Origin of the sequence: Pseudoalteromonas sp. 13-15 (genome assembly GCF_001468205.2) — a bacterium.
GTDB classification, from domain to species: domain Bacteria; phylum Pseudomonadota; class Gammaproteobacteria; order Enterobacterales; family Alteromonadaceae; genus Pseudoalteromonas; species Pseudoalteromonas marina.
On sequence record NZ_CP019162.1, the window covers coordinates 1768355 to 1781872 of the forward strand.

The window sequence follows — 13518 nt, forward strand, 5'->3', positions numbered from 1 at the left end:
TAATCCTATAAAACATTTAATTGACGCGTGCCGTCGTTATCTAACTTACAAATATGGCAAAAACCTTGCTCATTTATATAATTATCTTTTAACCATTTAGCGCATTGCTCGGCCGCTTCAAGTGTTTTACATACAGTAAATAAGGTAGGCCCTGCGCCTGAAATACTAACTACCTCAGCTCCAAGTGCGGGTAAACTTGCTTTCGCCTCGCTAAAACCAGTAATAAGCGGTGCACGGTAAGGTTCTGCTATTTCGTCTTTCATTATACTTAATGCATCGTCAAAACGTGCTGTTAATAACAAGCTACTAAAAGATGATAAACGCTGCGCAAACTCAACGCTTGCATGCATGCTAAGATCTTTTGGCAAAACAGAACGCGCTTTTGCCGTATTAAGTGAAAAGCCTGGAAACGCCGCAACGTAATACCAGTTTTCATCAACAGGTAGTTCTATAGATTTATTAGGAATTAAATCGCCAGTTAGCTGCAAACCGCCCAAATAACAGGGCGTAATGTTATCGTAATGGCGTCCGCCACTTACAACTGCTTCAAAATCTGCCATCAACTCAATTAGCTGTACTTGACTTAGCTGTGTTTTTGCAAACTTATCAAGCGCTGCAAATGTAGCAACCACCGAACAAGCGCTCGATCCTAACCCAGAACCAATTGGCAGGTTTTTTTTAAGCTCTAGCTTTACCGTTGGCATATCTGGTGCGACATGAGCTCTAAAGTGCACTAAACACTGATATGCTAAGTTTTCTTTCGCATCGCTTGGTAATTTATGAGCATATTCGCCTGAACAAACAAACTCATCACTAGGGGCTGCGCTAACAAGTGCTACATCCCCCAATAAACTACCATCAATTGGCGCAAGAGCAGCACCTAGCGCATCAAATCCAACTGCAAAATTACCAATAGATGCAGGCGCATATACTTCAATCATTTTCGACTCCTAGCGCGATAATGTTTTTAAAACGTCTGCAAATACACCTGCAGCAGTTACTTCAGAGCCAGCGCCGTAACCACGAATTACAAAAGGACGTGGTTGGTAGTATTGACTTAAAATTGCAAGCGCATTTTCACCATCGCGAATAACATTAAGCGCATGTGATGAATCAACAGCCTCAATACCTACTTTACAGTGGCCTTCTTTAATTGTGCCAACGTAACGAAGAACTTTCCCTTCACTTGCCGCTTGCTCAATACGTGCGTTAAAGTCAGCGTCTAAGCTAGGTAATTTTGCCATAAACTCATCAATACTGTCTCCTTCGGCAAACCCTTGTGGTAATACCGACTCTACTTCAATGTCGGTTAGCTCTAATTTCATACCGGCTTCACGTGCAATAATTAACAACTTACGCGCAACATCAGTTCCCGATAAATCATCACGAGGGTCTGGCTCTGTAAAACCACTTTCTTTTGCTTTAATGGTTGCCTCTGACAGTGATAAACCATCTTGCAAAGCACCGAACATGTATGACAATGAGCCCGATAAAATACCGCTAAATTCTAATAATTCATCTCCTGCACCAAATAAAGACTGCAAATTATCGATAACAGGAAGGCCTGCACCTACGTTTGTTTCGTATAAAAACTTGCGGTTATTTTTTTGTGTAGCAGCAATTAAATCTTGATAATACGTATATGAGCTGGTTGTTGCTTTTTTATTGGCTGCAACAACATGAAAACCCGCATTTAAAAAGTCAACATATTGCGCTGCAAGTGCATCAGACGATGTACAATCCACCAGCACAGGATTGACTAAATGGTTTTGCTTAACAAATTGCTCAACGAGTTTTAGGTCAAATGACTGCTCTGATACTGCTAATTTTTGCTGCCAATCACTAAAGGCGATACCCTCGCTATCAAGATGTAACTGACGAGAGTTAGCAACGCCGTACAAATTAAGTTTAATGTTACGCTTTTCAAGCCATGCTTGTTGGCGCTCTAATTGAGATATCAGTTCTTGCCCTACTAAGCCACACCCTAGTAAAAACACATCAATTGAAGGCACATGCGTGAAAAAGTTCTCATGGCATATTTTCACTGCGTCGTTACATAACTCACCGTCAATCACAGCTGAAATAGCACTTTCAGTAGAATCTTGTGCAATTGCCACAATATTTACTTGTGCTTGAGAAAGGGATGCAAAAAACTTAGCGGCTAAACCACGGTGTGCGCGCATGTTATCACCCACAAGCGTTACTATGGCTAAATTACGCTGTACTTGAACAGGCTCAATTAAACCTGCTTGAGATTCAAGCTCAAACGCTGTTTGTAAAGCAGTTAAAGCAAGGGCTAAGTCGCTCTCATGTACACAAAAGCTAATGCTAAATTCACACGACGATTGCGTGATCAACACTATAGATACGTTATCGTGGGCAAGCGCATTAAAAACTTTAGAGGCCATGCCTACTTTGCCTTTCATTCCTGGACCCGAGACAGTCAGCATAGCTAAATCTTGCAGGCTTGAAATTGCTTTTACAGGCTCGTCTGATGAAAAGTCATTTCCGATTAGCGACCCTTGGGCATCAGGGTTATGCGTATTTTTTATTTCACACGGCACACCCGCTTTGGCACAAGGCAAAATAGTTTTTGGGTGAAGTACTTTAGCGCCAAAGTAAGAAAGCTCCATTGCCTCTTTGTATGACAAAAAGTCAACTTTAGTGGCTTTTTTGATATAACGAGGATCTGCGCTGTAAACACCATCAACATCAGTCCAAATTTGGCAAACATCTGCCTCTAAACACGCCGCTGCAATAGCCGCTGAGTAATCAGATCCATTGCGCCCCAGTGTTGTAAGCTCGCCTTTATCGTTGCTTGCTGTAAAACCGGGCATAATATAAATCGTGGCTGGCTTTTCTTTCAATGCCGCTTGAAAACGCGTTTTACTTGCAACTAAATCAACTTCAGCATCAATAAAACCACCTGTTGATGCAACGCAACTTATCGCCTCTAAATAAACCGCCTTATGTGAGTTTAATAAGCGCTGCATAAGCGACACACTCACTCGTTCGCCAAAGCTTATAACAAACGCACGCACTTGATCGGGGCAGCACTTAATTAAAGATACACCATCAAGCTTATTTTTTAGTTCTTCAAAATTTGGCCAGTGGTCAATTGGGCCATACCCTTTTTCTACGGCTGCTTTTAGCTCGTTACAACGACTCGTTAAAGCCTCCCATAAAGAGCTAAAGTCTTGGCCTTGTTCTGCCGAACTCGCTAGAGCAACTAGTGAGTCGGTCATTCCACCGGGCGCCGATAATACCAAAAGCATTTCATCTTTTAATTGTGCTTTAACTAATTGAGCTACCTGCTCAAGGCAGGCAAAGTCGGCAAGTGATGATCCACCAAATTTTAAAACGCGCATTGTTTATGTTCCTCATCCCATAAGACGAAAAAAGGCCTGTGCTCTAAGTGAACACAGGCCTTTAAATTTGTTGCACCGACCTATGCCACTATCCAGAAAGAATGGTGGTTGTAATAATAATGGTCAGTACGCGATTAATTGTTTTCATGGGGTAAGACTGCCTTAACAAAGGCTATGCTGTCAAGTGCAAATTAAAAGATAAAACAGCCTTTTTCGATATAAAAAAACCTAATGAATGCCAAATTTATGCAAAATATTGTCCATTCTTGTTTTATCTATTGGTTTATTAATAAAATCGATAGCACCTAACTGGGCTACACGTAATTTCATTTTCTCTTGTATATCAGCAGAAATCACAAGTACAAAACACTCAATCTTGTTTGTTTTTATGTATTCAAGAACGCCAACGCCGTCAATCTCAGGCATAGTTAAATCCAAACATAGCAAATCAAAACGGTTAGTTTTTAGTAATTCAATAGCTTGTGCGCCATTTGTAGCTTGCTGAATATCTGCATCTATACACTGTTGCAAACATCTGATTACTTGTTTTCGTGCAACTGTTGAGTCATCACACACTAAAATAGAAAAATTCATATTATAAAACTACTAAATAAGCATAATTAATGTCGTTAAGGGCGGCTGTCGTTGGTAAGCTCATATCTCGGGTAATAGTACCTATTTTTATAACATAATACCTGGGCTTTTTGTCCACATTTTGTAACAATCTATTATTGAATAAACTTAACAAGCCAAAAGGGATAGTTTATTATTACTTAAAAGTATAAAAAACAAACAAAAACCAGTTAATCAATAATATACAAACACTCTTAAGCAGTTAGTATGTGGCAAATAAAAGCAAAAATCAGCCCTTATTTATCATAAAATAAATCATTTATTATTTGTTTTTAAGCATTTATTGACTAAATTTTAAATAGTAGTGTAAATACTTAATTATATCTCAAGGAATTGTTGACCTCTCATGCTACAGAAAAGCCTTTCTAAAAGATTACTGACCAGTGTGTTATCGGTCTATTTTTTGCTTACCTTTGTAGTGACATGCGGGCAGGTGCTTGCTGAGTATTTAAACACTAAAGATTACATAAAAGATGAATTAGCAACCTTACAAAAAACCTTCAGCCGTAGCTTAACACGAGCTATTTGGGAGCTTAATACAAAACAAACAATCACCACCGCAGAAGGGCTACTCGCTATCCCCATGATAGAAGGGATCATAGTGCGTGATGACAGTGGTGAAGTTATTTCGCAGCTTGGTCGCTCTTTAGATATTCATAAACTCTATAGCCAGCAACTTGTCCAAGAAGAAGCCATGCTAGAAGACTCTAAATCAGGCTTGTTTGGGTATACATTCCCACTTATATTCGAATTTTCAGGACGAGCCACACAAGTCGGTGATGTTACGTTATTTTCAAGTCGAGAAGTTGTATTAAGCAGAATAATGGTATCAATCTACTTTTTGATTGGTAATGCCATGATTAAGACTACATTTTTAATTATCTTATTTTTAATGGCCTTTAGAAAGCTACTTACCGACCCGCTTTATCAGCTCACCGAACAAATTGAAAACCTGCAACTCGATGAGCTAGAGGGACAGCACATCGAAATTGAGACCGAAGAACACAATGAGCTTAAGGTAATGGAACACTCTTTTAATAACTTAATCGATAAGGTGGTTCAGTACAGAAAAGAGCTTGAACGAACTCAAAATAAATTAATTGTTAGCAACGAGAAGTTAGACCAACATAACATACAATTAGAGCAGGATGTTGCTCGTAAAACGTCTAACTTAAGTCAAGCAATGATGGAATTACAACAGCAAAAATATGAATTAGAAAAACAAAAAATAGTATTAACAGATGAGGTAGACCTTCGCCGCAGTACCGAAAAAGAACTGATCACCAAACAAGCGGAATCTCAACGCTATATTGATGAATTAAAACTGGCTCAAGAGCGACTCGTTGGTACAGAAAAAATGGCGGCACTAGGCGGCCTCGTTGCAGGTATTACACACGACATAAACACGCCTATAGGCATCGGCGTTACTGCAGTATCATTTTTAGAGGAGCGTTTAAATAAGTTAGAAAGTGCCTATGCTGAAAAAACACTTTCCCCTAAGGCGTTGGAAGAGTTTATTAACGAAGCGAAGCAAAGCACAAGCTTGCTTACAACAAACTTAGATAGAGCCTCTGACCTTATTGCAAGTTTTAAGCAAATTGCTGTAGACCAAGCCAGTGAGGCTGTGCGTACCATAAACTTTAAAGATTATGTAAATGAAGTAATACGATCGCTTCACCCTAAATTGAAAAAAACATCGCACACTATTAATCTACAGTGCCCTGATGACCTAGTATTAAATTTGCCAGCCGGCGCCATAAGCCAAATATTTACTAATCTCATTGTTAACTCACTCATTCATGGTTTTGAAGGTAAAGACAATGGTGTTATGGACATTAACATCACAAGTGACGAAACCAACCTAACCATTAACTACAAAGACAACGGCAACGGAGTCACCGCTGAGCAGCTTGAAAAATTATTCAATCCGTTTTTCACCACCAAACGCGATGAAGGTGGTAGTGGTTTGGGCACTCACATAATGTTTAATTTAGTTAAACAGACACTAAGCGGCTCAATTGAAGCGACAAGCGAGCCAGGCCAAGGATTGCACTATTTTATACAATTTCCTAAAAATATGGCTAAGCCTCTGTCTATATTCAATCAAAGCTAATTCAAATAGTCGTTAATCAGTCATTTCGAGGAGCGACTTTTATTGCTATGATTGAGCAAATTTTTCAGATGGATTATCTCCCCTATGTGGTTTAGTAACCTTATTTGTTACCGCTTTAAACAAGATGTTTCGTACACACAAGAAGACTTTGATAAAGCATTAGAACAAGATTTATTTCGTCCTTGCACAGGTCAAGAGCTCTCTACATTTGGCTGGACGAAAGCATTTGGAAAGCATAGCGAAGCACTTTCTCACTTCTCTCAAAAAAGTATTTTAGTGTGTGCTAAACGCGAAGAAAAAGTATTACCGGCATCAGTCATCAACGAATTAGTTGCCGAAAAAGTTGACCAAATCGAAGCTGAAGAAAACCGACCCGTTAAAAAGAAAGAAAAAGACGAACTTAAAGAAAATATTCTTCACACCCTACTTCCGCAAGCATTTAAAAAGTCGAGCTTACAATTTGCATTTATTGACCAAGAAAACGGTTGGGTTGTGGTTAATAGTGCAAGCTTTAATAAAGCTGAAGAGCTGTTAGCACTGTTACGTAAATCGTTAGGTACGCTTCCAGTTGTGCCTGCATTTGCAAATTATGACCTTGATGTCTTTTTAACTGATTGGCTAACTAACTTCAGTACACCTGAAGGCTTTGCAATTGGTTCTGACGCTGAGCTTGAAGAAGCTGATGACAGTGGCGCGCAAGTTAAATTAAAAGGCCATGACTTGTCATGTGATGAAGTTAAATCACATCTTGAAAGTGGTAAACGCGTTACCAAGCTTGCCCTCGATTGGCAAGAACGTGTTAAATTCATGCTTCAAAATGATGGTTCAATTAAACGTCTAAGTTATTCAGATACACTGAAAGAAGAAAACGCTGACATACCTAAAGAAGATATGGCAGTAAAACTTGATGCTGACTTCATTTTAGCATCAGAAGAAATTAAACAATTGTTAGAAGAGCTAACCCAAGGTTTAGGCGATGCAGATGATTTAGCCAATCCATAACCGAAAGTTTAATGGCAATAAAAAAGCACGATTAAATCGTGCTTTTTTATTGCGCTAAATTTAAGACTTAATTAGCTAAACATGTCTTTTACATCTACAAGCATCTCGTTGTATTCATCGCTTGAGAACAACTGCATAGATGAAATAACACCTTTATCTATATACGTTTGTAAAGCAGCTGATTTATCAGATACCTGTAAAGTCCCCTCTAAAATAGCCCCAATTCGAATAAAATCTACATAACTTATTTGTTCTGGTTTATAGCTTGGATCTGCCCAGCTTAAAGCTACATCTGAGAACTCTGCGGGAAATTCCCACGCATCCATGATTGATGACCCAATTTTACCACTTAGCTTTTGAATGGCATGTGCTAAAAAGCTAGGATTTGCAAACACTTCAGGGTGACGCTCAGCCTCAGTTAAAATAGGCAGCACACCAATATTATAAACTAAGGCAGCTAAGGTAATTGAGTCGCGGTTTAACGAGGTACGTTTATTATTTTGTAAATAAAACTCCATTAACGTAATGGAATGACTCGCCACCGTTAATGTTTTTTGCCACGCCTTACCCATATAGCCTTTAATAAGGTCGTTGTTAGAAACAAATAGTTGTTCCATTGCCATCGCTGTCGCTATATTTTTAATTTGACGCAATCCAATACGGGTGACTGCTTGATGTAAGGTAGATACCTTAACCGCACGTCCCATGATTGCACTATTAGCCACTTTGATCATACGAGCAGATAACGAAGGGTCTTGTGAAATAACTTCCGACATTTGCATCAAATTAACTTCAGGATCGTCTGCAGCTTGGCGAACTTTAATCGCAACCTCAGGGAGTGTAGGTAATACAAGCGTATCGTTATTTATTCTATCAACTAATATTGTTAATAATGCATTCTCTGTAGACATAAAGCAGTCATCCTTTTTAGTTGTAATATTACTACACGCTACAACAGTTAATTTTTATAATAATGAACTTACAATCAGTATTGCCTAACTTACCGTTAAAGTTAAGAAAATTTTATAACTTTATTTCTGTCTCTCATTTTCAACGACACTATTGCCCATACACCGCCTAATACTTGCTATTTACTGTTTAGGTTTGCTTTAATGCTGGCACAATATAGTAGCGTGCCGTCAACGAGCCTCCCAACAAGCATCTACTTATCATTAAATTAACTTTTAAATAGGCAAAATAATGATCTTAAATAAAATTAGCCAAGCCATTTTACTCTCTGGTGTTGTTTTTCTGAGTGCGTGTTCAGATAAACCTTCGTCACCTGCCGAGACCACATCGCAAACACCCGTAAAAGTAATGGGGCCTGAGCTTATTAATGTTGATGAACAACGCTTAAATATATACACCGACTTTAGCTTACAAAGCGATTTATCACACTTGAGTGACAATCAAAAAGCAATGATTGCCATCCTTATAGATGCGTCAAAAATAATGGATGCCTTATTTTGGAAACAAGCATTTGGTGAAGATAAAGAGACATTTTTAGCAAAGCTAACCGATCAACAAATTCGCAAATTTGCTGACATAAACTACGGCCCGTGGGATCGTTTAAATGGCGATGAAACGTTTCTTTCAGGCTATAAAGAAAAGCCACTAGGTGCGCAGTTTTACCCAGCGGATATAACTAAAGAAGAGCTTAACAACGCAGACGTTGAAGACAAAACAGGCTTATACTCAATTATCAAACGCGACGAACAAGGCAAGCTTTACAGCGTGCCTTACTCAAAAGAGTACGCAACAGAACTTGCAAAGGCAGCCGATCTTCTTCGCCAAGCCAGCAAACTTGCCGACAATAAAGAGTTTGCAAATTACTTAAATCTTCGTGCGGACGCGCTGCAAAAAGATGACTTTCAGGTTTCTGATTTTGCGTGGATGGACATGAAAAACAACCCCATTGATGTTGTTATTGGACCAATTGAAACTTACGAAGATCAACTATTTGGCTACCGTACTGCCTATGAATCTTATGTATTAATCAAAGATTTAAAGTGGAGCGAACGTCTTGCCAAGTTTGCAGCCTTTTTGCCTGAACTTCAAAAAGGTTTACCTGTTGATGACAAATACAAACACGAAGTACCTGGTTCAGATGCTGACTTAAATGCCTACGACGTTGTTTATTATGCAGGTCATTCAAATGCAGGCAGCAAAACCATTGCAATCAACTTACCTAACGATGAACTGGTACAGTTAGAAAAAGGCACGCGCCGCCTACAACTTAAAAATGCTATGCGCGCTAAATTTGATAAAATTTTAGTGCCTATTTCAGAGCAGTTAATCGTGCCTGAACAACGAAAGCACATTACCTTTGATGCTTTTTTTGCAAACACCATGTTCCATGAAGTAGCGCATGGTTTAGGTATTAAAAATACCATTACGGGTAAAGGAACGGTTCGCCAATCATTACAAGAGCACGCAAGCGCACTTGAAGAAGGTAAAGCCGACATTTTAGGTTTATACATGGTTGAGCAATTATTAAATAAAGGCGAAATCAGCGAAGGAACCATTGAAGATTACTACATTACTTTTATGGCCGGTATTTTCCGCTCAGTGCGCTTTGGCGCGTCAAGTGCACACGGTAAAGCAAATATGATTCGCTTTAACTTTTTTGCACAAGAAGGCGCATTTTCTAAAAATGAAGAAGGCTTTTACCGCGTTAATATGGAAAAAATGAGTATTGCTATGGCGAAGCTTTCTCGTCTAATTTTAACTTTGCAAGGTGACGGCGATTACCAAAAAGTCGACCAGCTGATTGCAACCCACGGTGATATTAAAGGGTCTCTCACCAAAGATTTAGAAAAACTAAGCCAAGCAAACATCCCTGTAGATGTGACCTTTAAACAAGGTAAAGACGTACTTGGTCTTAACTAAAACTAAAAGGCGTTACAGTTAACCTTGTAACGCCTTTATTTTTATTTGCTTATAACATCACGCACTTTAGATTCAAGGCTTTTCATCCCCCAACGTCTTCCTTTATCGAGTGCTTCGTCAACGCTTAATCCGTCTTCATGGGCTGATATAGCGATTAAAGCACCGACCCGATTACTACTTGCACAATGAACCAAAACTGGCTCACCGTTTAGCTTTTTAAGTAAACTGGCTAAGTTGCGGGCATTTTCTACTGTAATATCTTGCGCGCCAGAAATAGGTAATGCGTGATAATCCATACCAAGCGCCTGAACAAACTCGCCTTCATCCCAATCTTGTTCATTTGCTCCACGTAAATTTATAACGTGCTTCACATCTGCTTTAGACAATTGCTTTAATTGCTCTTTACTAGGCTGCGCAGCCGAATACACAAGGTTGCTATGAGCAGCAAAGTTCTTAATATCTGCCTTTTTTACAACCTCAGTATTATTTAGCGGCTCAGTAGCTGTAACATAACCGCCCGATAGCGCAATAATAAATAAGCTAGTACTCAGGGTTTTAAGTAATTTCATATTATTCCTCACTTGTGTAAATGTTTTCGCTTTTAAAAACGTGCTTTTATTTTTTCTATTTGTTCTTCAGTGTAAGGGACTGCCGCAAACTTACCCCATATTGGCGCAGGCCACGCTTTATCAGTTTTAAATCGTGCAATATGATGAATGTGTAATTGCGGCACCATATTCCCTAAAGCCGCGACGTTTAATTTATCTGGGTTAAAAACCTCAATAAGTAACTTACTTAGTTTTGCAGACTCTTTTAAATACACTACTTGATCGTCTTCAGATAAGTCGATGATTTCTTTTAAACCAGCTTGCCTTGGCACTAATACAAACCATGGGTACAGGCTATCGTTTAATAAAAGCACCTTGCACAGAGGCCAATCGGCTAACTCTATACAATCTCGTTTAAGTTCAACGGCCAGTTCAAAGTCGCTATCTGTCATTGTGTTTTTCCTTGTTAATCTTTAATAATTGCTACTTTATAGCATTTAGTTGCAGTTGCACACGCTTGGCTTTACCATTCAAAATAATATTTATACTGAGCTAAGGTAACCTTGTGCTAAAAAAAATAAAACACCTCTCACTCGCTGTACCACTGATTGTGGGCGCTATCAGTGTTCAAGCAAAACCTTTATCGCTAGAACGCATTTTTGATGACCCAAGCCTTTCAGGTAAATCTCCCGTTCAACTTAAATTCTCACCTGATGGAAGCCGTGTAACTTACCTACAGGGTAAAACTGACGACTACAACCGCTACGATTTGTGGGAATACAACTTAGAAGATAACACTAATCGTGTATTGGTCGATTCAGCCGAATTATTTTCTGGCCCTGAAAACCTATCAGACGAAGAAAAAGCACGCCGCGAACGCCAACGTATTTTTGGCAAAGGTATTCTAGAATACACATGGTCAACCGATGGCAAAGCACTTTTATTTCCGCTTAATGGCGATCTGTACTACTACGACTTAGCCTCAGCTAAAAGTAAAAAGCTAACTAACACAGATGCATTTGAAACCGATGCACGCTTTTCGCCAAAAGGAAACTATGTATCGTTTATACGCGAACAAAACCTATACGCGTTAGCTCTTAATTCAGGTGAAGAAATTCAATTAAGCCAAGACGGTGGCGGCGTTATTAAAAATGGTATGGCCGAATTTGTAGCGCAAGAAGAAATGAGCCGCATGACTGGCTACTGGTGGTCGGGCGATGAAACTAAAATTGCTTATACACGTGTTGATGAGTCACCTGTTAAAGAAGCTATTCGCAACGAAATATACGCTGACGAAGTAAAGCTATTTAATCAACGTTATCCATTTACCGGTACCGACAACGTTAAAATTCAACTCGGTGTGGTTAAATTAAACAATCAACATGTTGATTGGATTGATTTAGGTAAAGACGAAGATATTTACATTGCACGCGCTAAATGGTTAAAAGACAGCAAAACACTTTCTTACCAGTGGCAAAACCGTTCGCAACAAACACTCGAACTTCGCTTTTATGACTCTGAGTCTAAACAGCAAAAAGTAGCCCTAACCGAAAACAGCGATACATGGATCAACCTACATTTTGACCTCGTTTTTTTAAAAGACAAAAAACACTTTGTGTGGGCTTCTGAGCGTGATGGGTTTAAACACCTTTATCTTTACCGCACAAATGGACAATTAGTTCGTCAAATTACATCGGGTGACTGGGCTGTTGATAGCCTAAAAGGCATTGATGAGAAAAAAGGCATTGTGTACTTTGCTGGCAGAAAAGACACACCACTTGAAAGCCACTTATACAGCGCACCTTTATTTAAAAAAGGTGACTCTAAACGAATTACTGAAGAAGGCCAGTACCACAACGTAGTGCTAGCAAAAGATAATAAAACCTTTATTGACACAAGTTCTTCTGTTAATAAGCCTAAGTCGGCAGCACTGCGTAAAGTTAACGGCGAATTTATTACTTGGCTTGAAGAAAACAAGCTAGATAACAGCCACCCACTTACACCTTATTTGAGCAATTTAGCAACACCTGAGTACGGCACGTTAAAAGCCGACGATGGACAAATAATGCATTACCGCTTATTCAAACCAACTAATATGAGTGCAGGTAAAAAGCACCCAGTCATTGTTAACGTATACGGCGGCCCGCATGCTCAACGCGTTACAAACAGCTGGCGCAGCAAAAATTTATACTTTCAATATATGGCGCAGCAAGGTTATGTAATTTTTCAACTTGATAACCGTGGTTCGTACAACCGTGGTAAAAAGTTTGAAGACGCTATATACAAAAACCTAGGTAACGTTGAAGTAAGCGACCAAATTAAAGGCGTGGAATTTTTACGTACACTTGACTACGTAGATGCTAAACGCATTGGTATTTACGGCCATAGCTACGGTGGCTATATGGCGCTTATGACCATGTTTAAAGCTGGTGACTACTTTACTGCCGGTGTATCAGGAGCTCCGGTAACTGATTGGGCATTATACGACACTCATTACACAGAGCGTTATTTAGGTCACCCTGATACAAATGCAAAAGGTTATGAAGCTAGCGCAGTATTTCCATATACCGATGGTCTTAAGGGACCACTAATGATTTATCACGGTATGGCAGACGACAATGTATTGTTTACTCATGCAACAAAACTATTTAAACAATTACAAGACAGTGAAAAACAGTTTGAAATGATGACCTACCCAGGTTCAAAACATAGCTTGCGCGGTAAGCAAGTTCAAACTCATTTACACCAAACTATTACAAATTTCTTTAACCGTCATTTTGATGTTAAATAACAAACAGTAACTAACTTATTAAGGCTGATTTTATAATCAGCCTTTTTTATTTAAAAAGAGTCTTAAACTCAGCCTTAGTTAAATGCCTCAAATACAGCTTTAAATTTAACCTCGAAATATAAACTAGCCCTAGATTAAACGCATATTTTTACTAAACTTATTTGATGCACTTTT

Annotated in this window: 10 protein-coding genes; 4 read left to right on the forward strand and 6 right to left on the reverse strand. The window is 39.0% G+C overall.

All coding sequences use genetic code 11. The features are described from left to right. Positions 1–5 precede the first annotated feature (5 nt). From thrB to ATS72_RS08180, 3 genes are all read right to left on the reverse strand, one after another. Positions 6–941 (reverse strand): homoserine kinase, encoded by a 936-nt coding sequence (gene thrB, locus ATS72_RS08170; RefSeq protein ID WP_058430260.1) that lies wholly within the window; start codon positions 939–941, stop codon positions 6–8. 9 nt (positions 942–950) lie between these two features. After that, positions 951–3368 carry a bifunctional aspartate kinase/homoserine dehydrogenase I gene (gene thrA / locus ATS72_RS08175; RefSeq protein ID WP_058430259.1) on the reverse strand — a complete coding sequence of 806 codons (2418 nt, stop codon included), beginning with the start codon at positions 3366–3368 and terminating at the stop codon, positions 951–953. 228 nt (positions 3369–3596) lie between these two features. Further along, positions 3597–3962, reverse strand: coding sequence for a response regulator (locus tag ATS72_RS08180; protein ID WP_006794277.1), 366 nt, complete (start codon positions 3960–3962; stop codon positions 3597–3599). A gap of 385 nt (positions 3963–4347) precedes the next feature. On the opposite strand from ATS72_RS08180, the gene ATS72_RS08185 reads away from it, so the two are divergent. Beyond that, a complete protein-coding gene (locus tag ATS72_RS08185; protein WP_010557802.1) occupies positions 4348–6114 on the forward strand; it encodes an ATP-binding protein in 1767 nt (588 codons plus the stop codon). 84 nt (positions 6115–6198) lie between these two features. Then, positions 6199–7116 (forward strand): recombination-associated protein RdgC, encoded by a 918-nt coding sequence (rdgC, locus tag ATS72_RS08190; RefSeq protein WP_006794279.1) that lies wholly within the window; start codon positions 6199–6201, stop codon positions 7114–7116. 71 nt (positions 7117–7187) lie between these two features. Here the strand turns inward: rdgC and ATS72_RS08195 are convergent, their stop codons facing one another. Further along, the gene (locus ATS72_RS08195) at positions 7188–8027 is read right to left on the reverse strand and encodes an HDOD domain-containing protein (protein WP_008126555.1); all 840 of its coding nucleotides are present in this window, start codon (positions 8025–8027) and stop codon (positions 7188–7190) included. Positions 8028–8316: 289 nt separating this feature from the next. Between ATS72_RS08195 and ATS72_RS08200 the strand changes: the two genes are divergently transcribed. Continuing rightward, positions 8317–10005, forward strand: coding sequence for a dipeptidyl-peptidase 3 family protein (locus tag ATS72_RS08200; RefSeq protein ID WP_058430258.1), 1689 nt, complete (start codon positions 8317–8319; stop codon positions 10003–10005). A 41-nt stretch (positions 10006–10046) separates the two neighbouring features. Here ATS72_RS08200 and ATS72_RS08205 read toward each other — a convergent pair whose 3' ends face one another. Continuing rightward, positions 10047–10574: a fused DSP-PTPase phosphatase/NAD kinase-like protein gene (locus ATS72_RS08205; RefSeq protein ID WP_058430257.1), complete on the reverse strand. Its 528-nt coding sequence runs from the start codon at positions 10572–10574 to the stop codon at positions 10047–10049. A 32-nt stretch (positions 10575–10606) separates the two neighbouring features. Beyond that, positions 10607–11005 (reverse strand): HIT domain-containing protein, encoded by a 399-nt coding sequence (locus ATS72_RS08210; RefSeq protein ID WP_008126549.1) that lies wholly within the window; start codon positions 11003–11005, stop codon positions 10607–10609. 113 nt (positions 11006–11118) lie between these two features. On the opposite strand from ATS72_RS08210, the gene ATS72_RS08215 reads away from it, so the two are divergent. Further along, positions 11119–13344: a S9 family peptidase gene (locus ATS72_RS08215; protein WP_058430256.1), complete on the forward strand. Its 2226-nt coding sequence runs from the start codon at positions 11119–11121 to the stop codon at positions 13342–13344. The last annotated feature ends 174 nt before the right edge of the window (positions 13345–13518 follow it).

What these genes read in the sequence shown, in the direction of transcription:
- thrB (WP_058430260.1), bottom strand. Translation starts at nt 941, where the DNA reads ATGATTGAAGTATATGCGCCTGCATCTATTGGTAATTTTGCAGTTGGA.
- thrA (WP_058430259.1), bottom strand. Translation starts at nt 3,368, where the DNA reads ATGCGCGTTTTAAAATTTGGTGGATCATCACTTGCCGACTTTGCCTGC.
- ATS72_RS08180 (WP_006794277.1), bottom strand. Translation starts at nt 3,962, where the DNA reads ATGAATTTTTCTATTTTAGTGTGTGATGACTCAACAGTTGCACGAAAA.
- ATS72_RS08185 (WP_010557802.1), top strand. Translation starts at nt 4,348, where the DNA reads ATGCTACAGAAAAGCCTTTCTAAAAGATTACTGACCAGTGTGTTATCG.
- rdgC (WP_006794279.1), top strand. Translation starts at nt 6,199, where the DNA reads ATGTGGTTTAGTAACCTTATTTGTTACCGCTTTAAACAAGATGTTTCG.
- ATS72_RS08195 (WP_008126555.1), bottom strand. Translation starts at nt 8,027, where the DNA reads ATGTCTACAGAGAATGCATTATTAACAATATTAGTTGATAGAATAAAT.
- ATS72_RS08200 (WP_058430258.1), top strand. Translation starts at nt 8,317, where the DNA reads ATGATCTTAAATAAAATTAGCCAAGCCATTTTACTCTCTGGTGTTGTT.
- ATS72_RS08205 (WP_058430257.1), bottom strand. Translation starts at nt 10,574, where the DNA reads ATGAAATTACTTAAAACCCTGAGTACTAGCTTATTTATTATTGCGCTA.
- ATS72_RS08210 (WP_008126549.1), bottom strand. Translation starts at nt 11,005, where the DNA reads ATGACAGATAGCGACTTTGAACTGGCCGTTGAACTTAAACGAGATTGT.